Annotated in this window: 21 protein-coding genes; 12 read left to right on the forward strand and 9 right to left on the reverse strand. The window is 55.7% G+C overall.

Annotated features, from left to right (window positions below):
- Positions 1-52 precede the first annotated feature (52 nt).
- Positions 53-202 carry a hypothetical protein gene (locus HF931_RS09680; RefSeq protein ID WP_273239882.1) on the forward strand — a complete coding sequence of 50 codons (150 nt, stop codon included), beginning with the start codon at positions 53-55 and terminating at the stop codon, positions 200-202.
- Between the two features lie 23 nt (positions 203-225).
- Here the strand turns inward: HF931_RS09680 and HF931_RS09685 are convergent, their stop codons facing one another.
- Positions 226-357, reverse strand: a complete 132-nt coding sequence (locus HF931_RS09685) for a hypothetical protein (RefSeq protein ID WP_273239883.1) — start codon at positions 355-357, stop codon at positions 226-228.
- A gap of 147 nt (positions 358-504) precedes the next feature.
- Here HF931_RS09685 and HF931_RS17190 point away from each other — a divergent pair, with 147 nt between their 5' ends.
- The 3 genes from HF931_RS17190 to HF931_RS09695 all read left to right on the forward strand — a co-directional run bounded on the left by HF931_RS17190 (position 505) and on the right by HF931_RS09695 (position 3,546).
- The gene (locus HF931_RS17190) at positions 505-882 is read left to right on the forward strand and encodes a DUF3592 domain-containing protein (RefSeq protein ID WP_420537738.1); all 378 of its coding nucleotides are present in this window, start codon (positions 505-507) and stop codon (positions 880-882) included.
- A 355-nt stretch (positions 883-1,237) separates the two neighbouring features.
- Positions 1,238-2,674 (forward strand): hypothetical protein, encoded by a 1,437-nt coding sequence (locus HF931_RS09690; RefSeq protein ID WP_273239884.1) that lies wholly within the window; start codon positions 1,238-1,240, stop codon positions 2,672-2,674.
- A 167-nt stretch (positions 2,675-2,841) separates the two neighbouring features.
- Positions 2,842-3,546, forward strand: coding sequence for an IS6 family transposase (locus tag HF931_RS09695; RefSeq protein ID WP_273239885.1), 705 nt, complete (start codon positions 2,842-2,844; stop codon positions 3,544-3,546).
- 289 nt (positions 3,547-3,835) lie between these two features.
- Here HF931_RS09695 and phnE read toward each other — a convergent pair whose 3' ends face one another.
- From phnE to HF931_RS09710, 3 genes are read right to left on the reverse strand one after another with little or no spacing between them, the layout of a single operon-like run.
- Positions 3,836-4,840, reverse strand: a complete 1,005-nt coding sequence (phnE, locus tag HF931_RS09700) for a phosphonate ABC transporter, permease protein PhnE (protein WP_273239887.1) — start codon at positions 4,838-4,840, stop codon at positions 3,836-3,838.
- A 9-nt stretch (positions 4,841-4,849) separates the two neighbouring features.
- Complete coding sequence (locus HF931_RS09705; protein WP_035554644.1) at positions 4,850-5,623, reverse strand: phosphonate ABC transporter ATP-binding protein; 774 nt, start codon at positions 5,621-5,623, stop codon at positions 4,850-4,852.
- A gap of 27 nt (positions 5,624-5,650) precedes the next feature.
- Positions 5,651-6,586 carry a phosphate/phosphite/phosphonate ABC transporter substrate-binding protein gene (locus HF931_RS09710; RefSeq protein WP_035554646.1) on the reverse strand — a complete coding sequence of 312 codons (936 nt, stop codon included), beginning with the start codon at positions 6,584-6,586 and terminating at the stop codon, positions 5,651-5,653.
- A 163-nt stretch (positions 6,587-6,749) separates the two neighbouring features.
- On the opposite strand from HF931_RS09710, the gene HF931_RS09715 reads away from it, so the two are divergent.
- Entirely contained in the window at positions 6,750-7,652 is a 903-nt protein-coding gene (locus HF931_RS09715) for a MurR/RpiR family transcriptional regulator (protein WP_035554841.1), read from the forward strand.
- Here the strand turns inward: HF931_RS09715 and HF931_RS09720 are convergent.
- Entirely contained in the window at positions 7,649-8,425 is a 777-nt protein-coding gene (locus HF931_RS09720) for an HAD-IIA family hydrolase (RefSeq protein WP_051602861.1), read from the reverse strand. The two genes, HF931_RS09715 and HF931_RS09720, sit on opposite strands and share 4 nt — an antisense overlap.
- A 259-nt stretch (positions 8,426-8,684) precedes the next feature.
- On the opposite strand from HF931_RS09720, the gene HF931_RS09725 reads away from it, so the two are divergent.
- On the forward strand, positions 8,685-11,306 hold the full coding sequence (locus tag HF931_RS09725; RefSeq protein WP_241764225.1) for a TonB-dependent receptor plug domain-containing protein: 2,622 nt from the start codon (positions 8,685-8,687) through the stop codon (positions 11,304-11,306).
- 127 nt (positions 11,307-11,433) lie between these two features.
- Entirely contained in the window at positions 11,434-12,966 is a 1,533-nt protein-coding gene (locus tag HF931_RS09730) for an alkaline phosphatase D family protein (protein ID WP_273239890.1), read from the forward strand.
- A 61-nt stretch (positions 12,967-13,027) separates the two neighbouring features.
- Here the strand turns inward: HF931_RS09730 and HF931_RS09735 are convergent, their stop codons facing one another.
- Positions 13,028-15,799 carry a bifunctional aconitate hydratase 2/2-methylisocitrate dehydratase gene (locus HF931_RS09735; RefSeq protein WP_273239892.1) on the reverse strand — a complete coding sequence of 924 codons (2,772 nt, stop codon included), beginning with the start codon at positions 15,797-15,799 and terminating at the stop codon, positions 13,028-13,030.
- 331 nt (positions 15,800-16,130) lie between these two features.
- Positions 16,131-17,546: an amidohydrolase family protein gene (locus HF931_RS09740; RefSeq protein WP_273239894.1), complete on the reverse strand. Its 1,416-nt coding sequence runs from the start codon at positions 17,544-17,546 to the stop codon at positions 16,131-16,133.
- A gap of 168 nt (positions 17,547-17,714) precedes the next feature.
- On the opposite strand from HF931_RS09740, the gene HF931_RS09745 reads away from it, so the two are divergent.
- Positions 17,715-18,647 carry a DMT family transporter gene (locus HF931_RS09745; protein WP_162176010.1) on the forward strand — a complete coding sequence of 311 codons (933 nt, stop codon included), beginning with the start codon at positions 17,715-17,717 and terminating at the stop codon, positions 18,645-18,647.
- A gap of 10 nt (positions 18,648-18,657) precedes the next feature.
- Here the strand turns inward: HF931_RS09745 and HF931_RS09750 are convergent, their stop codons facing one another.
- A complete protein-coding gene (locus HF931_RS09750; RefSeq protein ID WP_273239896.1) occupies positions 18,658-19,257 on the reverse strand; it encodes a malonic semialdehyde reductase in 600 nt (199 codons plus the stop codon).
- A 289-nt stretch (positions 19,258-19,546) separates the two neighbouring features.
- Between HF931_RS09750 and HF931_RS09755 the strand changes: the two genes are divergently transcribed.
- The 3 genes from HF931_RS09755 to HF931_RS09765 are packed head-to-tail and all read left to right on the forward strand — an operon-like array spanning position 19,547 to position 23,387.
- The gene (locus HF931_RS09755; protein ID WP_273239898.1) at positions 19,547-20,953 is read left to right on the forward strand and encodes a zinc-binding metallopeptidase family protein; all 1,407 of its coding nucleotides are present in this window, start codon (positions 19,547-19,549) and stop codon (positions 20,951-20,953) included.
- Positions 20,950-22,302 (forward strand): MFS transporter, encoded by a 1,353-nt coding sequence (locus HF931_RS09760; protein ID WP_051602863.1) that lies wholly within the window; start codon positions 20,950-20,952, stop codon positions 22,300-22,302. Before HF931_RS09755 ends, HF931_RS09760 begins: the two co-directional genes overlap by 4 nt.
- A 59-nt stretch (positions 22,303-22,361) precedes the next feature.
- Positions 22,362-23,387 (forward strand): bile acid:sodium symporter family protein, encoded by a 1,026-nt coding sequence (locus HF931_RS09765; RefSeq protein ID WP_273239900.1) that lies wholly within the window; start codon positions 22,362-22,364, stop codon positions 23,385-23,387.
- Positions 23,388-23,412: 25 nt separating this feature from the next.
- On the opposite strand, the gene HF931_RS09770 is transcribed toward HF931_RS09765, so the two are convergent.
- A complete protein-coding gene (locus tag HF931_RS09770; RefSeq protein WP_035554661.1) occupies positions 23,413-24,237 on the reverse strand; it encodes a DODA-type extradiol aromatic ring-opening family dioxygenase in 825 nt (274 codons plus the stop codon).
- 204 nt (positions 24,238-24,441) lie between these two features.
- On the opposite strand from HF931_RS09770, the gene HF931_RS09775 reads away from it, so the two are divergent.
- On the forward strand, positions 24,442-25,533 hold the full coding sequence (locus HF931_RS09775) for an acetamidase/formamidase family protein (RefSeq protein WP_035554663.1): 1,092 nt from the start codon (positions 24,442-24,444) through the stop codon (positions 25,531-25,533).
- Positions 25,534-25,696: the final 163 nt, after the last annotated feature.

The following is a 25,696-nucleotide window of genomic DNA, read 5'->3' on the forward strand; positions in this document are numbered from 1 at the left end:
GTATCTTAAAGACATTGCGTCCAAAAGACGGAATAAGCTAGGAGGATAGAGTTTGATCGAAGTTGAGGTGGAAGACGGTATCGCTCGTTTCATGTTCAATGTGCCGGAGCGCGGCAACGCACTCGGTGCGAAGGCTGGGTTTCGTTCCGGGCAAACATCCGGGCGCATGCGAAGTCTAGAGAACTTCGTGCAAGACTATTAGTCTGTGTGCAGCAATTTAAAATATCAGCAAAAGATCACGAGCAGAGCCAGTTCAAATCGATGCGTAACGCCGCTCTGCTCGAGTGGCGCGAGCTTCTCGCTGCGCGAGGTCTGATTGTCCGCGAAAAGGGAGACCGTTTCGAATTCGTCTGACACCAGCCCTTTTCTACCATCACGCTTTGATTGTTTTAATCATTTCGAGTGAATGATCCCGTGGGAGAAAGTGTGGATGAGAACATGGACTTATTTCTCAGACTTCTGATGGCAGTCGGCGGATTCGGCTTCTTTTGCGGTGGCATTTACATGTCCCGGGACGCGGTCCTGATACAGTTGCGCCGGGGCGTAACGCCAGGCCTCATTGAAGCGACCCGCTTCATTCGGCGGCATGGCTCGGACTCAGATCGTGAAGCCTATGTCAGCGTCGTTTTCGAAGCAGCTGGTCGAACACCCGTCAGGTTCGAACAGTCCGCGCCCAGCGGTCTATTCACGATGCACACGGCCGCAAGCGTGCAATCCCTTGAAGGGTGCGAGGTGCTAGTGCATTACGATAGAAGAAATCCGAGCAGAGCCACGATTACACCTTTGCGGGATTTTTTTTCGGGCATTGCTTTTTCTGTTGTTGGGCTTTTCGTTTTTCTAGCAACCTTGCTCACCTGGACATTGCCCAGCGCTCTCCAATAGAGAAGCCAAATTGGCTGGGCGGCCCCTCCAGCCTGTAAAGTCCGTTATCAACTGATGCGATTTTCTTTCCTGCCAGATGAGCGGCTGCATCTCAGAGTACGGGTAGTTAGTCTTCTATGCTTGCATCGCGCAAAACCTACTGATTAAACCAAACTATATGAGCCAATCTTTCCTGATCCAAGAGCGCTTGAGTGTCTCAATCCTTCGAAAGCGTTCAGCGTGTCAGCGCGTTGGCTCGATGGATATCAGAGTCCGATTATGGCGATTCTCACCGTTACTTCCGGGCGGTTGGGGAACATATCTTGGAAGCACCAAAGTCTAGGTTGATCAGATTATGATTATAAACCGAGTAGTATTGTTGATTTCTGTTTTCGCGCTCGCGGGCTGTTGGCAATCGGAAGACAGAGTTTACACGGCTGAGGATTACTTTATCCCGGTTCAGAGCGAATTTGTATCAATAAGTGACGATTTCGGACCGCTCGGAATTTACGAAATCAGTTCTGAAAACCAATATCGGCCCGTGTTCCGAGAAGCTGACCCAAACTCGTTTGAGCAAAAGTTCCGCGTGTTGGATATAGGATTGGTGCCGATTGACCGTATGGCAACATACAAAGAACCGCGCGAAGACTGGCAGGCAAATCGAACTTTCTCCAAATCCATTTTCGAAGATGGCGACACAACCATGTTCGTGTCTGTCGCCGAACAAGAGGGAAAGGCGGAACAATTTCTGTTTGCCAGTTTTGTTTCCAATGACGTTTTCGGCATTTGCTCCACTCTCCTTCAGCAAGGAACGGGCTTGCATGACGAGTTCCTGCAGTTTGCTTCGATGCGTACCTCCGAACACGCTTTCACGAGAAAAGCAGGGATAGCCATGCTGGTTCTTGCCGAGGCAACGGAAGCGAAGGGCCACAGCGAACTTCAGTGCGATGAGTATAAAATAAAAGCTCACGCAAAGGACGAACGAGATCCGTTGTTCAAGGCCGCTCGCATGGGCGATGACCTGCGTGCGGCGCGAACCGAGGAACTTGCGGCTGAAACTAGAAGCGACGCGGTAGAGTTGGCTGAAGCGCGAGCTGCACAGCAAGCTTCTGAAAGGGACACAACGCCGAAAGAGACAGATCTTTCACCTGCAGAACAACGTACGATATTGCAGAAAGAGCTGTCCGACTTGCACCGCGAAGCCTACGATATCAATGCGATGATTGACAGAGATCGTTGGGGGACACTGGAAGGCGTGGGCGGAAAGTACTTTGGTGTTGATCGACGCTTCCGTGACCAAGGGCTTCCTTTCACGAGCAAGATGCTATGCCACAATCTATCAGGTTATCAGTCGATTTACGTGACCGTCACCCACGCGGCGTCTCCGGACACAAATGCCGCTTGGGTTATGCGAAACGATCACGTGCCAGTCCGGATAGAAACAGAGCGCGGCACCATTATCCACCGCGCCGAATTGGAAGTCATCGACAATACTCAGTATCTCAACTCACTGCGGATCATATTCGCAGACATGGTCCCATCAAAACTCGATAACAAATATGTTCAGGATCCGGCGTTGCTGCAACGAACGCGGCGACAGGCCGAACTTTTTGGAACATCCGTAGAAGCGTTGACCAGAATGGGGATCAGTTTTCTCTCATTAGAAGATGCGATGAACTCAAAAACGATCAAGATCTACGCCGACATCAGGCAAAATGGTGCTGTTCGGACAGTAATGCTGGGCGATTTTGGATCAGAATCCAGTGAAAAGGGTCTGAAAGGATTTCATGCGGCTTTTTTGTTCGGCCGATAGTTGGCTTTGTGTTCCTCGTATTGCCGAGAAGGCATAAAGTTCGTCATCAAGTGATGCGATTTTCTTTTCTGCCAGACTAACCAGCGGCATCTTAGAGTACGGGTAGTTAGGACATTGTCAGCGGAACTGAGCTTGAGGCCGCCAATCCTGACGCTTAAGCTCGAAAAATGAACCAGAACCCATTCCGCTACTTCAAGACATCACCGGAAATCATCCAGCTTGCGGTCATGATGTACGTTCGATTTCCGCTTTCACTTCGAAACGTCGAGGACCTGCTTCACGAGCGCGGTATCGACATTTGCCACGAAACGGTCCGCCACTGGGTCGATCGGTTCGGTACTTATTTTGCACACAAGATCCGGAGGCGGCGTTCGGAAGCTATGCGGCAGAGTCCGCAATGGCGATGGCACTTGGACGAGGTGCTTGTGAAAATCCGTGGTCAAACTCACTACCTTTGGCGAGCGGTCGATCACGAAGGTGAGGTTCTGGAGTCCTTCGTCACGAAAACTCGGGACAAGGCTTCCGCATTGAGATTTGTGAGAAAAGCTATGAAGCGCTACGGCAATCCGAAAGTGGTGGTGACGGATAGGTGCCATTCATATCGTGCGGCCATGAAGGAAATCTGGAATGCCCGGCGCCAGGAGTGCGGCCGACACCTGAACAATCGCGCTGAAAATTCCCATCTTCCGTTTCGGCGACGAGAGAGGGCGATGTCACGGTTCAGGCGCATGCGAAGTCTCCAGAAATTCGCTTCAACCCATTCGTCTGTATACAACCACTTCAACCATCAAAGGAATATCGAGAGCAGGGCCCGGTTCAAATCGCTACGCGACGCCGCTCTTCTCGAATGGCGCGAGCTTCTCGCTGCCTGAGACCTGCTCGTCCGTGAAAAACGGAGACTGGTTCGAGTTTGTCTGACAGCACTCAGACGACAGCTCGCCAGTTATGGTCACGCGGAATTTGTGACGGATCCTTCTGAATACAAGCCGGTAGAATCTGCTGAGAGTTTGTAAGCATCGTCTGACTGCCGAAGGGGAAGGCGGCAATTGCGCGATTGGGCCATTCGATCGATGAAATCACACAGAGTATGCGAATTGTTCCCATTGTTTGTGAAGTGCCAGGCCCTATTCAACGAGGTCAGGCGAGGAGGCGGGCGTGGAGTTAGACCAAGCGTTTTCGGAAGCGCGCCGAGATGATGTCAAGCGCGACGACAGTCAGAAAGATCACAAGAAGAATCGTTCCGACTCGGTCGTATTGGAACATATCGAACCGGCCCTTGAGCTCTTGACCGATCCCTCCCGCGCCCACCAGGCCGATAACTGTAGCCATCCGTATGTTTCGGTCGAGTATGTAGAGAGACAGGCCGATATAGCTCGGCAACACTTGAGGCAGCACTGCGATTCTCAGAATTGTGAACGTTCCCGCTCCGGCGGCCTTCATGGCGTTCTGAGGGCTCACATTCGCTGCCTCGACGTCCTCGGCGTAGAACTTTCCAAGGAACCCAATACTGTGGAAGGTTAGCGCCAGAATTCCGGCGATTGGGCCGAAGCCAAACGCGAGTACAAGAAACAGTGCACTGATGAGTTCAGGTATCGAACGAAGGAACGAGACAAAACCTCTTGCGCATGCATAGACGAGAGGGTGGGGAGAGTAGTTCGATGATCCAAGCCAGGCGAGCGGAAGGCTAAATATAATGGCGATCAGGCTTGCCCATATGGCAATCTCGATTGTTTCCAGCATTTTGCCCAGAACAAAGACGAGGTATCCAATTGGTTGGACAAGAAAACGTTGCTCTTCAGTGATGATGCTCATCTGAAGAGTATCCGGATCAAGGGTTGTTGTCTCTACGTACTCTGTCTCTATGCGGGCCCAAAACGGGAGAGCGTTCGCGTCAAAATCTTCGACCAGATCGAGTGGTCTTTTTTCCGATATGGCGATCGGAAACATATCGCGCGTCACACTTTCCACGCCGCGACCAATCTGTGATCCTTCAGAAAGACCTGCCAGCTCCAGCGAGAAACTGCCTATCTCGATAGCCATACGGTCCAATTGAACCCGTTCTGCCGAAAGGCAGGCCACAAAAAGTATGGCGAGCAGGCCGACAACCGATTTCCATCCGAAAGGTTGCCTGAGACGCCAATCTGGTACGGAAGTCCTTGTGGTCATTATCGACATCTAGGCGATCTCCAGCTGTCGTTCAGGTGCGCTGGCTTCGATGTTGAAAATCGAACGGATCGTATCGTGTGTGAGCGCGTCCGGCGGTCCATCGAAAACAATGTGTCCATGCTTGAGGCCAATGATGCGGTCCGCATATGCTCGCGCGAGATCAATCTGGTGCAGGGAGCAGAGTACGGACGCGCCGCGTTCATTTGCTGCATTCTTCAGCAAGCTCATGACTTCGGCAGAGGATCTGGGGTCAAGGCTCGCAACCGGTTCGTCGGCCAAGATAAGACGTGGATCTGAGATGAGCGCACGCGCGATACCTACTCTTTGCTTCTGACCGCCAGATAGCTTGTCCGTGGTACGATTGGCATGCGCTTCGGTAAGTCCCACGCGCTCCAACAAAGCGCATGCTTTTTGTTGTGTTGTGCGAGAGTAGAGTTGAAGCGCGACGCGCCACCAACTGACCGAAGGGGCGGTGCCCGACATGACATTTTGCGCAGCGGTCAAACGGTCTGACAGCCCAAAATCCTGGTGCACCATTCCCATGTCTTGCAAGCGCTTTCGTGAAAGTGGTGTGCCGTGCAGCCGAATATCTCCGGCATCCAGCGGTGTCAGGCCAGCAATACACTTTAGCAGCGTAGACTTTCCCGATCCCGAGGCCCCTAACAGGACGCAGAACGATCCTGGTTGGATGGCGAGATTGAAATTGGAGAGAACATTGGTGCCAGTCTCGTACGATTTGAATACACCTGAGAGGGCGAGCGCCGGGGTGACTTGTTCTGTCATTTGAATTCCAGGTTTGGAGACAGGCGCTTAGCCGCGTTTTGCGGAATCGGCCTTGCGCAATAGTGCCGCCATGTAATCGTCGTTCAGAAACGACGTGGCGTCGACGACGCTATCGAACAGTGCTTCTCCCGTCTCTACGTTATATCGGTCCACGCGTTTGCCGCCATATCCGCGAATGGCTTCCGGATTGATATCTTTGTTCGTGTGGACATTGCCAATCGCCTGCCTGAGTTTCATTTTGATATCGCTGGGAAGTTGAGTGTGCATTGCGATCGGCGGATTTGGAATGGGTGCGGACTTTGCAAGTATCTTGAAGCTGCGCGCGTCCAGGCCACCCTGGTTTACCGCGCGCTCGAATGAAATGAAGGAAGCACCTGCGGCGTCTACGTGTCCGTTTTTTAGCGCTAGCAGGCTGTTGGTATGACTTCCGGTAATTCGAATGCTCGACAAGTCTCTGAGCGGATCAACATTGACCTTGCGAAGCATGGCGAGCGGGTAGGAAAAACTGCTGGCCGAGTGGCTGGACCCGAGCGCGATGGAGTGTTCCTTGAGGTCTGCTGTTTGTTCGAAATCTGAGTCTGCTGAAACGAACAGTCCCGCGAAATAGGTCGAAGAACCGTTTCTCTCTTCGACCGCGAGCAACTCGGCGCAGCCGCGGTCCCGCGCTTCGATGTAGGAGGCGGGGCCAAACCAGGCGATGTCTGTCAGTCCAGCGCACATTCCTTCAATTACGGCGGCATAACTTTGCCCCGTGCTGACTTGAAATTGCAAACCGCTTGACTGCGTGATGGCGTCGAACAATGGCTGAAAATCTGCCTTTGTCCCATCCTCGGTCCCGCCATCGGCAGGGATCAGCATGACTCGGATTGGCTTTTTGTGACTTCCAATTTGGTCAGCTTGCGCTGTGACGGGCAGTATGAAGACAATACAGAGGAGCGTGAAGATTGCGGGTAGACTACGCATCTCGATAACCCAATTCTCGCTTGGTGAGGCGCGTTCAGACCGCGCGAAGTTGATGTGGGATTGAGTAGCAGTCCGACATGACATTGGTGTTACGAAATTCATATATCTTTGATAAAATTTGAGTAGTATTCAACTCAAACGCTAACGATCTCGAGGAATGCGCATGGCGCAGAGCAAAACAAAACGTAAATCGGCCCCTAAGAAGCGTTCCGATGTCGCGATAGTGGACAATGTGATGACTCGTATCCGGGTCAGGCATCCGTCCCTGGGTCCGAGTACGCGGTCCATTGCTGACTATGTATTGGAAAATCCTAGAAAAGTGGTCGGAATGTCTGTCACCGAACTTGCTGAGGCGACGGGGGCGAGTGATGGGAGTGTAATCAATTTCTGTCGTCAGCTGGATTTGTCCGGGTTTCAGCAGTTGAAACTGAGCCTGGCGCAGGAAGTTGTGCAGCCGGTTCAGTTCATTCATGAGGACCTGCAGCCGGGCGATGATACGGGCACGGTTTGCCGCAAGATGTTTCATGCGGGCGTGCAGGCGTTGAAGGATACGATGTCGATCCTTGATGCGGATGCGGTTTCGGCGGCGGTCGACATCATACGATCTGCAAAACGGGTCGAAATCTATGGAATAGGGTCTTCCGCACCGATTGCCGAGGATGCCCAGTATCGCATGTTGCGCATCGGCCTGGACGCGCGCGTCGTGGTGGACAGTCATGTTCAGGCGATCAGCGCATCCCGCACCGGTCCCGATGTGGCCGTTTTGACCATCTCCCATTCGGGGTCGACGCATGAAACTTTGGCGGCGACACGCCTGGCGAAGGATGCGGGGGCGAAGACGATCATTGTGACGAATTTCTCAAGTTCACCATTGCAGGCATATGCAGATGTGAAGCTGTTCACGATGGCGCGGGAAACCAAGTTCCGCACCGAGGCCATGACCAGCCGCATCGCGCAATTGTGCGTGCTGGATGCCCTGATCGCAGCGCTGGCACTGGCTGATTATGACCGTGCGACCGACACATTGCGCAAGACCTTCGACGTGTTGTCGCTGAAGCGGTTCTAGCGCGCATCGACGCCCATCAATGCCTCGAACACATCCGGTGACCGGGCGGAGGTGAGGATCGCCTGCATGCCAAGGGCCCTCGCGCCAGCGATGTCGGTCGCGGGATTGTCCCCCAGCATGGTGACCTTCTCTGGTGGCAGGCCGAGCGTGCGGCAACCTTCGTGAAACATGAGCGGCGAGGGCTTGCCAACGATGTCGATTTTTGTCGCGTCCAGTTCCACACAGGCGCGAATGGCCGCGAGGAGTGAGCCGGTTTCGGGTTTCAGGCCGCCATCCTGAGCCGGGTGAGTCAGGTCCGGATTGGCGACGATGAGGTGGGCGCCCTTCGCGAGCGCGTTCACCGCGCGCTCCAGCCGGCGGTAGGTAAAGCGCCGATCTCTCAACAGGACCACGACATTGGCGTCTTCCTGTGTGAGGCCCAATCCGAGCTTCCTGGCGACTCCGCGCATGTGTGGATCCCCGAGGACCATAGTGTCGCCTTTGTCGAATTGTGTCGCGCGATGTAGCGCCTCGATGCCGGCAAGTCGTATTTTGTCGCGCGGGAGTCGTATTTCGTCGCGCTCCAGGATCTCCTGGAAGTCTTCCTGCGTGCAGGTTGAGTTGTTGGACACGATGGCGACGCGATCCTGATGAGCGCGGAGGAAGGCTGCTGCTTCCGGGGTGAGCGTGTTGCCAAGGGCGCAGCAGCCGTCCCAGTCGACGAGATACCCGGCGGTGGTCTTGCTGATATTGATTATTTCCTGCAGGCGCGAGGCAGCATTCTCGTAGGCCATAGTCAACTCCGGTGACGGCATGTTCGTGATGAGTTTTCCTCAATTACAAAACCATCACGATGTAAATATCATTCATACAATGTTTTCTTAATCTTCATGTAAGTGTCGCGTTGCGGCTCTAGAGCAGCCTCGTGGCAGAGAGCGCCCACCAGCGCCCGGCCACAACCCGCCGATGGTGGCGGTCCCTGGGGTTAGATGAGAGAGACCAGCGATGAGAATTGAGACAAGCAGAAGTTTGAGAGTGGGGTTGAGTGCCCTGATGGCGACGGCAGCGATTCCCGCTGCACTGGCGCAAGAATCTGAGACGGGGGAGAACTCCCGCCGCCTTGAAACCATCCGCGTTGAAGGTCAGGCCGTTGATGCCTCCGTATCCGATATTGCCGTCGATTTTGCCGAGTTCGGAACGCAGGTTCAGCTGATCAGCTCCGACGAAATCGAGACCGGCGGCTTCACCAATTTCGGTGAACTTGCATCGGGCCTGATCCGTGGAGCGAATATCGGTTATTCGCCGGATGAAGGCGAATTTACCATCCGTATCGATGGCGGTACTGATCGCGACACGCTTCTCCTCGTGGATGGCGCGCCTTTCTTTGATCGCTCTTCGCCACTGGAAGACCTTTGGCCAGCCACGGCAATCGATCCGCGCATGATCGAAAGTGTTGAAGTTTATCGTGGCGGCAACAGCCTGTACTTCGGATCAAATGGTGGTCTTGGTGTCGTCAGCGTGAAGACGAAGCGTCCGGATGGCACACTGAAGGGCGAGTTTGGTGTCTATGCCGGTTCGTTCAAGACGCGCGAGTATTACGGCAATATGTCCTTCCCGTTGGACAAGGATGGCAAGCACTCCGTTCTGGTTTACGGGCGTTCCTACGAAACCGACGCGCACGAACTATTCGATGAGTCCGCCTATAGCGACAATGTGCTGGCACTCGGCGGCCGCCACGAATTCCCTTACAGCTTCAACAGCCTCGGCATCAAATACCTCTGGGACATCGCCCCAGAGACCGAGTTGCTGCTGGGCGCATCCTACACCACGATCGATTTCCGGGACTCCTTCCCGCAAAGCACTGTGTTCCAGCCGAACTTCACTGAGTTCCCGATCTATACAGGTGAGTTCAAGCATCGCTTCAGTGACAAGCTGAAGCTGAATGTTGAGGCCCACTATCAGGACCCCCAGCTGAAGAATAACGAGATTGACGCGCAAATCTGTCAGATCCCGCGCCTGCAAGACTTGCCGGCCGACATTCAGACGCTTGCCGCTGATCAAGGGATCTCAGGCTTCTCGACAGCATCTGCGTTTGAAAGCTTCGCTGCCGGTATTCCTGGCCTCTCCGCCGGGTGTGTCACCAATCCTGTCGGCAGTGCAGGTGGCGCATCGGATGATAACTGGAATGGCGGTAGCTCATTCTACATCAATCAGGACCCGGACAGCCCATTCTACGGTCAGCCCTATGGCACCCATGAGAACCCGTTCCCGATTGGCGCGCCGATGGGATATGTCATCCAGTCCACGGCTGGCTTCGGCGATGGCGGCCTGACAAAGGGTTTCGGTACCACGGACCAGCGTGAATCCGGTTATGTCGATTACGGCATCAATGCCCGCGCGACCTATACTGTGAACGAGTACCTTGAAATCGTTGCCGGTATCCAGAACACCAGCTACACGGATAATTCCGACGACTCCTTCGGTGTTCGTGATGTGACGCTGACCAGCACAGGCATCTATGGTGACCTGCGTGTCTCCATGCCGGTACTGGACGGCTTCAGCGGCTCATTCGCGGCCCGTCAGGACTTCAACGACAATTTCGACGATCAGGCCGTCTGGAAAGTTGGTCTGCGTCAGGATTTCGGCCGCGGCATTTATGCTCGCGGGTCGGGTGGTACATCCTACAGCCTTCCCAAGATTGACGAGATCGGGGCGTTTGGTGCCGGGTCCAACATCAACCCGGGCCTGCAGCCGCAGGAAGTCAACGCATTCAACATCGGTGCAGGTATAGACGGTGAAATCTTTGGCGGCACGTACAATGTCGAGATCGGTTACTTCGAAACGGAGATCAAGAATTTGTTCTCCAGCCGGGCCGTCGGCGCGGTATGTTTTGAGTATGCCAATGACGTCGCCAATCCGCTGTTCAACAATCTGATCAACGATACAGCGACCATTGAGCGGAACCGCAACAACATTGTTGCGCCTGATGAGTTCTGCGGAACCGCAGCCGCGGGCCTGAGCGATCCGGGTGAAACGGTTGCAGTGAATACGATCCGCCAACAGGACATTGAGGGCATCACCCTGGATGTCGCCTTCGACTTCGACAAGTGGCAGGCGGATTTCAGCTTCACAGACATGGAATCGCTCGAGCCGAACCCGGTCTACGGCGTTTCGGCACGCCTTGACGGCACAACCACCGATCTTGGCTTTGTCGTGCCGGGGCGGGCAGGGAGCGCTGAGTTCCGTCAGTCGTCCGAGCGTCCGGAGTGGACATTGTCGGGTCTGGTCTCCTACACGCCAACCGATCGCTGGATCTTGTCACTCAACCCACGCTGGCAGGGGCCGGAATGGGCCTATGCCGGAACCAGCCTTGCCCGCATGGTGGACGAGGATGGCAACCGTGTCGTGGAAGACCTGAACTTCGGTGATTACTTTGTTCTCAACGGATCGGTTCAGTACTTCATGGGTGATGAGAAGCAGCACCGCTTCCTGATCCGCGGCGTGAACCTTCTGGGTGAAGATTACTTCGAACGTGCCTCAGGCGGATCTGGCTATAGCCGTGATCGCGCGGTCGTGCGTGGGGAAATCGGACCGAACGACAGCGCTTATTACCGCCAGTACGGATGGAATGGTAAGCCGCGTTCCTTCTGGATCCAGTACGAGTATTCGTTCTAACCATTCGATGGCCGGACCCCGCGAGGGCGGGGTCCATGTCCAGCCCCGATCGAATGGTTCTGGTCACCGGCGAAATAGTCCCCTGCCGGTGACCACCCCTTTTCGAACTCAGATGAAAGGAAGTGCCATGTTTTCCCGTAGACTGTTTCTGGCGTCGTCTGGCGCTGCGCTCTGGTTGCCCAAGATGGCGGTCGCGCAAGGCGGCAAGCCTCATTTCACATTGGGGGTGGCATCCGGTTCGCCGCGCCCCAACAGCGTCATCCTCTGGACGCGCCTGGCCCCGGAGCCCCTGCAGGGGGGCGGTATGCCGGTTGGCTCCGCACAAGTGCGCTATCGTGTGTGCTCAGATGAAGCCATGCGAAACACGTTGCAGGATGGTGTGGCAGAGACATCTGATGCCAAGGGGCATTCGGTGCATGTGCGCATTGAAGGCCTGAAGCCGGGTCGGGAATACTTCTATCAGTTCTATTATGGCGATGAGGAAAGCCCGGTCGGCCGTACACGCACCTCGAGCCCCGACGATGCGTCCGCCAAGATCGCGCTGGCCTATTGCCAGCACTATGAAACGGGTCGCTATGCGGCCTATCGCGATATGGCGGACTGGTTGCCCGACTGTGTGATTCATACGGGTGACTATATCTATGAAGGCGGCGTCAGTCCGCTTGGCGCGAAGATGCGCGATGTCGGCGGCGGCGAGCGCCGTCTGTTCGAGATTGTCCGCCAGCATGATGGCAACGAGATCACGTCGCTGTGGGATTATCGCAATCGTTATGCGCTCTATCGGTCAGACCCGCATCTCCAGGCGGCCCATGCCTGTGCGCCATGGATCGTCGCGATGGACGATCATGAGGTCGACAATAACTGGGCGGCACAGATTCCGCAGGACCCGGAAAAGCAAACGCCGCTGGAGTTTCAGGTCCGGAAGTACATGGCGTTCAAGGCGTATTATGAGCATATGCCGATTGAGCAGCCGCCAATCCTGCGCAACATGGAACCGGCCTTGCAGATGTATGGCAAGTACGTGTTCGGGCCGGCGCAGATTCACTTGCTGGACACGCGGCAATTCCGGTCAGACCAGCCATGTGGCGATGGGCGCAAGCCCTATTGCGAGGAAGCGCTTGATCCGTCCCGGACCATGCTGGGCAAGACGCAGGAGGCGTGGCTGACGCAAGAGCTGAAGCGGTCCGATGCGCCATTCAACGTGATCGCGACGCAGATCTGGCACACGTCCTATCGCTACAATGCGCCACCCGAGGGAGCCGTGACCAACCTCGATTCCTGGGATGGATACCCGGCTGCCCGGGAGCGGTTGAACTCGGTTCTGGCCAATGATGTGTCCAACCCCGTGTTCCTGACCGGGGATTGGCACACGGCCATGGCGTCCACCATTCACGAGGATCCGTTCGATACGACCTCAAAACGCATTGGCCACGAACTGGTCGGAGGGCCGATCTCGTCCTACTGCCCGTGGGCCCGTGATATGGAAATCATGCGCGACGCCAATCCGCACGTGGCGCACCTGAATGGGAAGCAGCGAGGCTATCTGCGCGCGACCTTCACGAAGGACAATTGCCGCGGCGAGTTCCGGGTAGTGGAAGATTCCGGGCGTGCCGACTCTCCGGTTTCGACGGATATCGACATCCGCACCAGCGATATGTGATCACCCCCGGTAGGTGAAACAAGAGGGGGCAGAGTTTGAACTCGGCCCCCTCAAGCTTGGCCTAGTGCACCGGAGGCGCGTACGATGTCAGGTTGATGCCATCTACGGCTGCGATGTACTCGTCGATAGTCGGCGTACGGCCGAGAATGGATGAAAGGACAACGACGGGCGTTGAAGCCAGCAGGGATTCACCTTTTTTCTCGTCGGAGTCGCGCACAACACGTCCCTGGAACAGGCGTGTGGACGTGGCCATGACGGTGTCGCCCGGCTCGGCCTTTTCCTGGTTACCCATGCAGAGGTTACACCCAGGGCGCTCAAGATAGAGAATGTTCTCATATTTCTTGCGCGCGGTGTCTTTCGGGTTGGCGTCGTCGAACACGAAGCCGGAATACCGCTCCAGAACCTCCCAGTCGCCTTCTTCCTTGAGTTCATCAACGATGTTGTAGGTTGGCGGAGCAACAACGAGTGGCGCGTTGAACTCAACCGAGCCGTTCTGCTTTTCGATATTGCGCAGCATCTGGGCGAGGATCTTCATGTCACCCTTGTGCACCATGCAGGAACCGACGAATCCGAGGTCCACTTTGCGGCTTCCACCATAGTATGAGACCGGACGAATGGTGTCGTGAGTGTAGCGCTTGGACACGTCTTCATTGTTGACGTCCGGGTCCGCAATCATTGGCTCGTTGATGGCGTCGAGGTCTACAACGAACTCAGCGAAATATTTCGCATTTTCGTCTGGAACCAGTGGTGGGGTTTCGCCGGACTTGATCCCGGCAATCCGGGCTTCGGCCAGATCGATCAGGCCCTGAAGCACCTTCTTGTCATTGTCCATGCCCTTGTCGATCATGATCTGGATACGGTGTTTCGCGATCTCCAAAGATTCCACAAGCGTGTCCGGCTCGGAAATACAGATCGACGCCTTGGCCTTCATTTCGGCAGTCCAGTCAGTAAACGTGAATGCCTGATCGGACAGCAGGGTGCCGATATGCACCTCGATGATGCGCCCCTGGAACACGTTCTCGCCATTGAAGTGGTCGAGCATCTGCGCCTGCGTGGCATGCACCACGTCACGGAAATCCATATGGTCCTTCAGCGTGCCCTTGAACGTCACCTTGACCGATTGCGGGATAGGCATTGTCGCTTCACCCGTTGCGAGTGCGAGTGCGACTGTTCCGGAGTCAGCGCCGAAGGCAACGCCCTTGGACATGCGGGTGTGGGAATCGCCGCCGATGATGACCGCACGATCATCAACCGTGATATCGTTCAGAACCTTGTGGATCACGTCCGTCATGGCGGGGTAGACGCCCTTGGGATCACGCGCGGTGATGAGGCCGAACTTGTTCATGAAGCTCATCAGTTTCGGGATGTTCTGACGAGCTTTCTGATCCCATACGGATGCTGTGTGACAGCCGGACTGATATGCGCCATCTACGCTTGGTGAAATCACCGTCGCGGCCATCATTTCTAGTTCCTGGGCCGTCATCAGGCCTGTCGTATCCTGTGAGCCGACGATGTTTACCTTGACGCGAACGTCTGAACCGGCGTGAAGAACCTTACCGGGCGCGACACCGACCGCGTTCCGGTTGAAGATCTTTTCGACGGCGGTGAGGCCTTGCCCCTCGTGATGGATCTCTTTGGATTCCGCATAGACGGCCGGGGCTTCAACGCCGAGGATTTCAGCGGCAGTCGTTTGAAGCTTCTTCCCGAAAACCACGGCATAAGAGCCGCCCGCTTTCATGAACTCCACTTTCTGTGGCGTCAGAGCGTTCGAAATGTCGACGAGCTCTTTGCTGCCGTCTTCATTGTAGAGTTTCTTGGTTTTCGTGTTGATCGTCAGGACTGTGCCATTGTCGACGGAATAGAGCTGTTCCAGAACAGGTTCGCCATCTTCATCCAGAACCGGGCCACCATTGTGGTTCAGCTTCTTGGCCCAGTTCTGCAGGTCCACACCGATGCCGCCGGTCACGCCAACAGTCGTGTAGAAAATGGGGGAAATACCGTTCGTGCCGCCGACAACTGGGGCGATATTGATGAATGGAACGTAGGGGCTGGCTTGCTTGCCTGTCCAGAGCGCCACATTGTTGACGCCGGACATGCGGGACGAACCAACGCCCATCGTGCCTTTTTCGGCGACCAACATGACGCGCTTGTCGGGGTGCTGAGCCTGAAGCTCTTTGAGGGCGGCTTGCTGTTCCTTGTTGTGCTCAAACATGCACTGGCCATGCAGTTCGCGGTCAGAACGGGAGTGGGCATCCGCGCCCGGCGAGAGCAGGTCAGTCGAGACATCGCCTACGGCGACGATGAAGGTGACGACTTTGATTTCTTCTTCGATGTCAGGAAGGTTCGTGAAAAACTCAGCCTTGGCATAACTTTCAAGAATCTCGGTCGCCAGAGCGTTGCCACTCTTGTGGGCGGCTTCAAGGCGGTCTGTGTCTGCTTCGTACAGGAAGACCTGGGATTTGAGGACGTCCGCTGCCGCGCGTGCGATCGCCTGATCGTCGCCCAGCGCCAGATCAATAAGCACCTCAATTGAGGGGCCGCCCTTCATGTGCGAGAGCAATTCGAAGGCGAATTCTGGTGAAATCTCTTCAACCTTATGGGTCCCAAGGATGATTTCTTTCAGGAACCGGGATTTGGCGCCCGCCGCGCTGGTTGTGCCGGGGAGCACGTTGTAGATGAAGAAGTTCAGGGAGTCGGCGCGATGTTCGTGAGCGGGATCAAGGATCTGAGCAACAAGTGCATCTACGAGCTCGGCGTCTTCGATAGGTTTTGGATGCAGACCCTGAATTTTCCGGGTTTCGATTTCATCAAGGTAAGTTGTGTAGATATTCATATTTTTCCCGGCGCTATGTTATTGATTTCAGCTAGAATACTGGCTCAAGCAGTATCATAGCTGGCCGGTTCTTCGCTTTTGTGAAGATGTACTATTTTAGTCAGTTTTCCCTTGCAAGACATTTCCTGCTGAGCGTCGGCTCTCCTTTGAGAGGCGTTCTCAAACGGCTGCGATTTTGGCGCCCTTTTTGAATGAATCCCTTGATCCAAGCGCCGCGCGCTATTCGTTCGTCTCCGAACAATCAGGGATTGGTGGAAATTGACGGCCTTTGAGTACGGCGAGAGACGCAGGGGAAAAGAAATCTAGCTGACTTGACCACGCCGCGTGACGCTCAGATGACTGGCCAGGCGGGTGTGCTCTTCCTGTCGAGACGCGCGACCAGAGTGTCGCTTGCCTGCTGAACCTCGGAATAGAGTTTTTCTTCGTCAATCAGCGTGGATCGGTAATTGTCGATTACGCGAACGCCGTTTATCCACACACTATGAACGCCTCGCCCATCAGCGGCGTAGACAAGTTGGTTCACCGGATCAATGAGCGGGCTCCATTCCGGTCGCTTGCGGTCGTGAAGAACAAAATCTGCTTTCTTGCCTACTTCCAGCGAGCCAATCTGGTCAGACATCTGGGCGGCTTTGGCACCGTTGATGGTCGCCATTTCCAGAATTTGGGTGGCAGGGAAAAGGTTCGGATTTCGGCGACTGTCCTTGAAGATGCCCGCGGAGCAGAACATCGCCCGCATCAAGTCGGACGAGTTGCCGTTATTGGCGCCATCCGTGCCAAGCAGAATGTTGACGCCCTTTTCTGACATCTCGGGGAACAGGCCAGTTGCCGTCGCGCCATATCCGCCTTTCATCGCTGTCATCGGGCAATGTGTGACGCTTGTTTCCGTTTGGGCCAGCAGGTCCACTTCGTGCGCATCCAGATGAACGGCATGTGTGAGGGACAGGTGTGGGCCCAGTGCGTCCAAATTGGCGAGGTGTTCAATTGCGCGCGCACCGGAAGTTTCCAGATAATAGTTCGGATCAGCCGGGTCGGCGCTCATATGGGCTGTGACACCAACATGTGCATCTTGGGCGAGATGCGTCGCTTCGCGCCATAATTCATCAGTTGCCGTATTGTGCCCGACCAGACACGGCGCTGCGGCCAAAAGTGTGTCTTCAGTGGCAGGGTATCGGTCTTGCTGGGCCACCATCTTGGCAACGGCGGTTTTCGTGAGTTCGGACTGGTTATCATTTGGATCGAACGCGCGATCCTGCAGCCACTGCCCAAGCCTGCCGCGGATGCCAATTTCGTTCAACGCTTGCACCGTGGCGTCAAGATCGAGAATTGTGCCGGCCTCGACGAAGCAGGTTGTGCCGGTGCGGAGCATTTCCAGCGCCGCGAGTTTGGCCGAGAGTTGTTCATCCTGCGGCGTTTGGGAGAGATAGGTTGGGATAAGCCAACCGAATACGTTTTCCTGCCAATCGGTATTGTCGGGAACCAGGCCGCGCGTAATGGGCTCGCCCGTAACATGCACATGGCCATTCACAAGGCCCGGCGTGATCACAAATTTGTCCGTGCCGTCGATGACCGTGTCGGCGCGGAAGTTCTGGAGAATATCCGGAGATGGTCCAACGCCGGTGATCCTGTCGCCTTTCACCGCGATGGCGCCATCGCGAAAGATGCGCCGTTCCTCATCCATGGTGACAATCCAGACATGCTTGATGATCAAGTCAGCAGATGCAGGCGAGTTTGGCTGATTGGTATCCATCGCGTTCTCCGACCGTTCGAGGAGCTGGTTCTCTTGCGACCGATGTTAAACGCGTTTGAGGCGCTGCAATTGACGCCAGGCGAAGGAATTCCTGACAGCCTACAATCTTTGATGCAGACAAGTAACTGGCCGCGCTGGGGCAAGACCCGTCGGGTGACTTGCATCATCATGAGGCGGATAAGTTGCCCTGATCCAGATAAAGTGAACATCGTGAACAGCCAGACAAATGACCTATCGAGAGGCGTCACACTGGCGCTTGTTTCATTCTCTCTGTTTGCAACAAAGGATGCCGTGGTTCGCTTTCTGGGCGGCCAGGTTCCGCCATTCATGCTGGGATTTCTCGGGTGCCTGCTATGCTTGGTGCTGGCACCCCTTGTGCGCGGGCGCGGAGAACGACTGATCCACATCATTCGGCCGAGGCGTCCGAAACTGTGGATTTTGCGCGGCGTGATTCAGACTGTCGGCATCATAGCTGGCATCATCGCATTCACTGAATTGCCTATGGTTGAGGCGTTTTCACTGGTCTTCCTCATGCCGGTCATGATTTCGCTGATGTCGATCGTGTTTCTGAACGAGAAGGTGACACGGTCGACCTGGCTTACGATATTCGTCTGCTTCGTTGGCACCTTGATTGTGCTGCGTCCGGGCATGCGGGAGCTTACGATCGGGCATCTCGCTGCGTTCGTGCTGACCATATGTTCGTCGTCGGTTTTCGTGATCCTTCGCCATATAAAGCATGACGAGCACACGATCTCCCATTTCGGTGCCGCCACGCTTCTTCCGATGGTCTTCTGCGGAATCATGATCATTCCCGACTTTCGGCTTCCTGACCTTTCGCTTTGGCTGCCTATCGCAGTTTATGGTGTTTTCATTGCGCTGGGGAATCTGACAATCATGTTTGCGTCCAGATATGCACCAGCCAACCTTCTGGGCCCCATGCAATATTCACAAGTCGTCTGGGCTGTGGGCTATGGTGTATTCCTCTTTCATGACCCGATCGACGCGCCGACCGTTTTTGGGCTCGTCCTGATCATCGTGGCAGGTGTCTGGAAGTACACGCCGCTTGCCGGAATGCTACGTACTTCGCGAACGCCCGCGTGAACCTGTTTCGTTAGGCGATCTGACACGCATCTTCGAAAGAGAGGCGCGGCAGTCTCGGGTGCAGGTTCGAAGGCTCCCCATATCCGATATTGACCAGAAAGTTCGATTTGACGTTCGTGCCGCTGAAGAAGGCTTTGTCCAGTCCTTGCGGGTCAAAGCCTGACATGGGGCCGCAATCAAAACCCAGGCTGCGTGCGGCCAGAATCAGGTAGGCGCCTTGCAGGCTGCTGTTTCTGAAGGCGGTTTCAAGCTTGATGTCTTCTGGAGCGAACCATTTCGCGGCGGCGGGGAAATGCGGGAACAGCTCCGGTATCCTGTCCGCGAAATCCAGATCATGCGCCACGATGACTGTCAGTGGAGCCGACATTGTTTTTTCCAGATTGCCAGAAGAGAGAAAGGGTTTGAGCTTGTCTTTTCCCTCGCTGGTCCGAATGAAAACGAACCTTGCCGGCGAAGCGTTTGAAGACGTCGGGCCCAGTTTTGCGAGTTCGTAGATGCGTTTGCAGTCCTCGTCCGAAATCGGCTTGTCCTGCCAGTCTGAGAAGGTGCGAGCCTCAAGGAAAAGTTGCTCAAGGGCGCCGCGGTCCAGTTCTGCTTTGGTCAAATTCATGTCTATCTCGCATATCAGGCTGCGAATGCAGCGGCGGTTGGGTGCTGGTATGCAATGTGATCGCGGTCGCTGCGCGTTTCTTTGCGGCTACGGCCCTAATTCTTGCGGACGTCGGCAGCGCCAGATATCTGCGGTTGCGACCAGTTGTGCGCGCTTGTTGCGGCGGGCTGCTCAAATATCCATCTGAAGCGGGCAAGAAACTGTGCGGCGCAGATCAAGACTTGCTGCGGCTTGAAATGATTTCTTTTCTGGCAGAGTAGAACGACCCCCGAACGGATCAGGTACCAGCGTGACAGAAGCAAGCCCGGCATTTCCAAATCTGCCCCCTGTCGCGTATGAAGTGACACCGGAAGAACGCAAGGCCATCGAAGCGGCCATCGACAAGGATGAGTTGACGCGCACCGCCTTGGAGCTTGGCAACATCGACAGCCCCTCAATGCAGGAAGCATCTGCGGCTGAGTACGTGTTTGATTGGCTGACCCGTGAAGGCTTCGCGCCAAGAAAAGTAGGGGCGACACCCGAGCGTCCAAACATTATCGCCACATATGGAGGCAAGGGCGACGGGAAAAGCCTGCTCTTTACGGCCCACCTCGATACCGAGAGCCCGACCTGGGACCCTGATCTGGATGCGCAGAAATTCAGGCCTGAAACGCTGGCGAACCCGGAATGGAACCAGTGCTGGCTGCAGGATGGCGCATTTCACGGATTTCCAATCTCGAATGATCGGGGGCCAATGGTGTGCTTCCTGATGGCGGCAAAGGCCCTGAAAGCCTGCGGTATAGACTTGTCAGGGCGCCTTTACCTGACCGCATCGCCCGGAGAGATAGGCCCCGAGCCGATCGAAGAGGCGCGGGGCGTTCAGTACATGGGCAAGGAAATCGGCACGCACTACGCCTTCTATCATGGTGGGGTGGCGCCAGATTACGCCATTGCCGCGGAGGGCTGCGACTTCGGGCTGACCTGGGTCGCATGCGGTTACGCCGTCTTCCGAATCCAGCTTTTCGGGGAAGGGGTATTCACTCCACTTCTCGACAATCCGGAGCGTGCGTCTGATCATCCGAACCCGATCTACCGATTGGGCGATGCGATCCAGTCGGTGCTGGACTGGGGGCGAGTGTACGAACAAGAGAATATCTATTCGTCAGATGGCGGCGTTGCGAAGCCGAAAACCCAGATCTCTTCGGTACGCGGGGGAGTGCCCTATGCGTTCGGAGCTGGCACCGAAATTTGCTCTTTGTATCTTGAGGTCGGCTTGCCGCCGCATGTTGAAGTCGGTCAGGTCTTCAGAAGCTTGCAGGCTCATTTGCGAAAACAGGGACTCGGCGAATTCGATATTGAGCCGGTGGTCGTGCGGCATGGATTTGCTGCCGACGAGACGCGCGTGGGGCCATTGGTGGCCGCTGTGGATGCCGCCACTCGGGACACGCTTGGCGAGCCATTGCAACTTGCCCACCCGGTCTATTCCAGCATGTGGCGCGACCACAACGTTTTCAACATGAACCGTATTCCTGCCGTGACAACCGGGTTCCCCCGTTGGCGCCCGACCCCGGAGGACATGGTCAAAAGCACGTTGATTTACGCGCTGACAGCCCTGTCACTCTGTGGCCGGGCGTCAGAATCCGAAGGGGGCGAGATGACTTCCCGGTCTGATGTGTATGGAGACAACCCCTTCGCCAAGCAGGAGCAGGCAGAATGATCAAAGCCGCAATCCCGTTCAAGGCAGGCAGCCAACTGGTCGCGATGAGTTCTCTGGAGCTGCTGCTGGCCGCGGCGACATATTCATCCCTGGGGGTCGTACTGCCATTCATGGTGATGGATCTTGAATGGAGCTGGTCGCAAGCCGGGCTCGGTTTCACCGTGCTTGGCGCCGTCACCGGGCTCGCCTCATCCGTTCCGCCATTTCTCATTCGCAGGATCGGCGTACGAAACACCATTCTCCTTGGAGGAGTGCTCGCCAGTCTCGGCTTGTATCTGCTTCATGGCGTCGACAATCTCATCCAGTACTATCTGGCGGCGGCAATTTGCGGTCTGGCCTATCCGATGATGGCGTCAATCCCGACGACTTTCATGGTCAGTCGTCTGTTCAAGCGCCAGTCCACCGCGCTTGGAGTGGCCGCAACCATCAGCGGCCTGGGCACAGTGGTGGGGCCGCTCATGGTCTTGGGAGTGCTTGCCCTGAAAGGGCAGACCTGGCGAAATTACTGGGAGTATCAGGCGCTTGCGATTTTGGCTGCGGCGATACTCTGTGCCGTTATCATTGGTCTCGAACGGAGTTTTCGCCGACCTGCCAAAGAGGAGCTTGAAGTTCCAGAGGTGGAGGATCCCGCTCCGGTCATCATGCCCGACCAGGCGGACTCTCCAGCTTCGCGGTTTGGGCGGAATATTTACCGCACCACCAAGGACTGGCCCGCCAAGCTGGCGATGCAGACCACGCAGTTCAAAATCCTGGCAGCCGCTTATTGCCTCAACATGATGTGTCTCGTCACAGTCACGAGCCTGTCGGTGGGCCATTTGATCGAGCGCGGCGTTTCCGAAACCGTGGCCGGGGGAATGCTGAGCATTGAGGCATTGATTGCTGTACTCATCCGAGGGTTTTCGGGCGCGTTGGGAGATATTTTCGATCCGAAGCATCTGGCGACGTTTGCGCTGTTCGCGACGATGATCGGGTGCGCTGTGCTCGCGCTGACAACCGATCATGTGATGCTGTTGCTGTATGCGTTCGGGACGGGGATTGGATTTGGTACCACCCAGTTGGCGTGTACCGTTTTGCTGCTCAATTATTTCGGGAGAAAGTACAATCTCGAACTTTTCTCCGCCATGTGTGTGACGGGGGCAATCTCCGCGCTGGGTCCGGTGATCGGAGGGGTCATCCGCGATGTATCCGGGAGTTTCTCTCTTATTTTCCTGATCCTTTCGGTCCTGTCTGCGCTTGTCTTCATGTTCGTTCTGTTCATGAAGCCGCCATATCCTGCGGAAGCGCAAGAGGGGCAGGTTGATGTGCCCGCGGACGCGAATGACGTGCCATATCGTCAACCCGCGGAGTAGCGATCCAGATATTTGGCCAACTCAAATTCGGGTGTGATGAACCCGATTGCGGAGAACTTATGTCCCCTCACCCTGAAGCGTCAGACCCGAACCCGCCAAAGGGGATTCCGCGTTCTGGCTGGGTCAAATGGTTGAAGCCGGACCCGTATGCGTTGGTGCTGCTTGGCGTCGTCGTGACCGCGAGCATTCTTCCATGTCGCGGCGATGTGGCGATCGGATTCGAATGGTTGACGAAGGGGGCGATTTTCCTCCTCTTCTTCATGCACGGTGCGAAACTGTCACGCGAAGCCATTCTTGGCGGAATTGGCGCGTGGCGGCTACATGGCCTTGTCCTGACAAGCACATTCGTTCTTTTTCCGCTGCTTGGCCTCGCGGTCAGCTGTCTGCCCGATATGCTGATCAGTCCCAGCGTAAAAATGGGCTTTCTGTTCCTGACCATTCTGCCGTCCACGGTGCAATCGTCTATCGCATTCACATCAATGGCTCGCGGAAACGTCGCTGCGGCAGTCTGCACGGCGTCTCTATCCAACATGCTTGGCGTTTTCATCACGCCCTTGCTCGCGGGCTTGCTCATGCGTTCGGAGTTGCAATCGGGTGGCGGGGACATGCTGGGCGTCATGCGCTCGATCATGCTGACGCTTTTAGCGCCCTTTATCATCGGACATCTCAGCCGTCCTCTTATCGGACGCTGGATTGATCGGAACAAGGCGATTTTGTCAAAGCTGGACCGCGGAGCTATCCTTTTGGTTGTCTACACGGCGTTTAGCGCGGCGGTGGTGGAGGGTATCTGGCAGAGAGTGTCCGCTTTGGATATCGCAACGATCTTGCTCGTGAGTGCGGTTGTCCTGACAGTCGTGCTGCTGGTGACACGCAGGACAGCTCATTTGACCGGATTGTCGAAAGAGAACGAAATCACCCTCGTCATGTGTGGATCCAAGAAAAGCCTGGCGAGCGGTGTGCCGATGGCTGCGGCGATGTTTGCACCAGCGCAGGTAGGAGTCATAATCCTTCCCCTGATGATATTTCACCAGCTTCAATTGATTGTCTGCGCAATTATCGCTCGCAACTATGGAGAGCGAGACTAGGCCCTCAGTCCGGCGAATGTCCAGGTCAGCCGAACTGGAAGGCGGAGACTGTAGCGTTCATCACATTGTCCGAGAAAATCTTGCGCCCAGCATCATCGCGGGCTGCGCCGGCCGCAATCATTAGCGGAATGAAGTGTTCTTCCCTCGGGTGAGAATTGCGTGCCTGGGGGGCTGACAGCCAATTGCTCAGGCGATTCCATCGCGCGTCTCCTGAATCGGATTCGATTGTGTCCGTCAGCCAGTGGTCAAATTCTTCTGACGGGGCGGTTGCCGCGGGTGTCCGAAACGCGCGCATATTGTGGTAACTCATGCCGCTGCCGATAATCAGCACACCTTCATCTCTGAGGGCAGAAAGCGCCTCGCCAAGGATAAGGTGTTTTTCCGGTGACAGATCCTTGGTCAGCGACAAAGTTAGGATTGGGATGTCCGCATCTGGAAATGCCACCAGAAGCGGCACGAACACGCCATGGTCAAAGCCGCGATCCGTGTTGCGCGGCTCCGGCAACCCTTGTTGCGTGATGAGCTGCGACACTCGCGTTGCCAGTTCGGGGGCGCCCGGGGCCGGATAGTTCAATTCGTAAGTGTGCGGTGGAAAGCCGTAATAGTCAAAGATCATGCCGGGTTTCGACGCTGTCGAGAGCGTGAACTCGTCTTCTTCCCAATGCGCCGAAATCACCAGAAGCGCCTTTGGCTTTTCGGGCAGACTTTCCGGAATACTCTTCAGCCATGCAGCGGTCTGGTCCCACGTATCGGCAGGGCCACCCATCAGACTCCAGTCCATGAAGAAGCAGGGACCTCCGCCATGCGGAATGAACAAGGTGGGCATTCTGGTGGACGGTGTCTCTGGCATAGTCTGTTCCCGATACTGATCCAAAAGGGATTGGTAGGCGACATGGTGACGATTGTCTTGTTGGTGGACGACCGCAAACTTGAACCTGCTCCCCATTTGAGGGGGGTGACAAGCATGCGCAACTAGTTGGGCGCATTTGAACAAGACCAAGTGCCGGCCTTGCAGCCAGATTTCGTACACGGCGTTTGGTTCAAGGAGTTAGGTATGGCGTTGATTGAAGACACCCGGAAAAGCAAGGTTCAGGTCCAGCCCGAAAATCTGCATCATCTGAAGGCGACGCCTGAAACGGTTCACTGGGGATACTTCCATCCAAACATAAAGCCAGCCTTGCACGTCAAGAGCGGCGACCTCATTCAGGCCGAAGCAATTACGCACCATGCGGGCGACGCGCCGGATCTGATGATGGATGAAACCGTCAAGGCGATCTGGGAAGGGGTGAAGCCAGAAGACCGCGCTCCCGGTGTGCATATCATGACCGGGCCGATCTATGTCGAAGGTGCTGAACCAGGCGATATGCTGGAAGTTCGGTATTTTCGCATGGTGCCAAGATGCAATTATGGCTCGAACCTTGCCGCCAATTGGGGGCATCTCTACCAGGAGTTTGGCGAGAAAGAGCGCGTAACAATCTACGAGCTAGACCCGAATTCCAATACGGCTCATGCGCTGTACGCCTATGATTTTGAAGGCAAGTATCTGATTCCGGGGACAATCACGCATTGCCCTGATTGTGACAAGGAGCCCGCTCTGACCGGCGTTCGCGTGCCCGCCCGGCCCCATCTTGGAACGGCTGGGGTGGCACCGGCCGTTGATGAACGCGTCAGCACCATTCCGCCGGGCCTGCATGGCGGCAATATCGACAATTGGCGCATCGGCGCAGGCGCGACGATGTATTATCCCGTGCAGGTAAAGGGTGGCCTGTTCTCGATTGGCGACCCACACGTCAGCCAGGGAGACGGCGAGATCAGTGGCACAGCCATCGAGGCATCGTTGGACGTTTTGTTCCAGATTGTCTTGCGCAAGGATTTCAAATTCCCTTCCCCCTTGCTTGAGACGCCGGACCACTGGATCGTGCACGGGTTCGATGAAGACCTGAACAAGGCGATGAAGAATGCGTCGCTGGATATGCTCCACCTGCTTACCGAGCATCAGGATCTCAGCCGCAATGATGCCTATTCCCTGATGAGCGTCGCGACGGATTTCGGAATCACGCAAGTCGTCGATGGGACGCAGGGAATTCACGTTAAGATTGATCGCAACATCTTCCCGGAGAAGGGCGTCGTGAAAGATCCGGATTGATCCTGCGCGTCGGTGACCCCTGTCAGCCCGGCCAAAATGGGCGTGATCGGCGGCGGAATGGGTAGATGCTGCTCAAAAGTCAGGCAGCGTCACCTGTGTCCTGCAGTGTGAGATGCAGGTTTCATTGACCGCTGTAGTGGCGGTCCGAGGATCAGCATTGGGT

Origin of the sequence: Hyphomonas atlantica corrig., from assembly GCF_017795365.1 — a bacterium.
Classification (GTDB): Bacteria; Pseudomonadota; Alphaproteobacteria; order Caulobacterales; family Hyphomonadaceae; genus Hyphomonas; species Hyphomonas atlantica.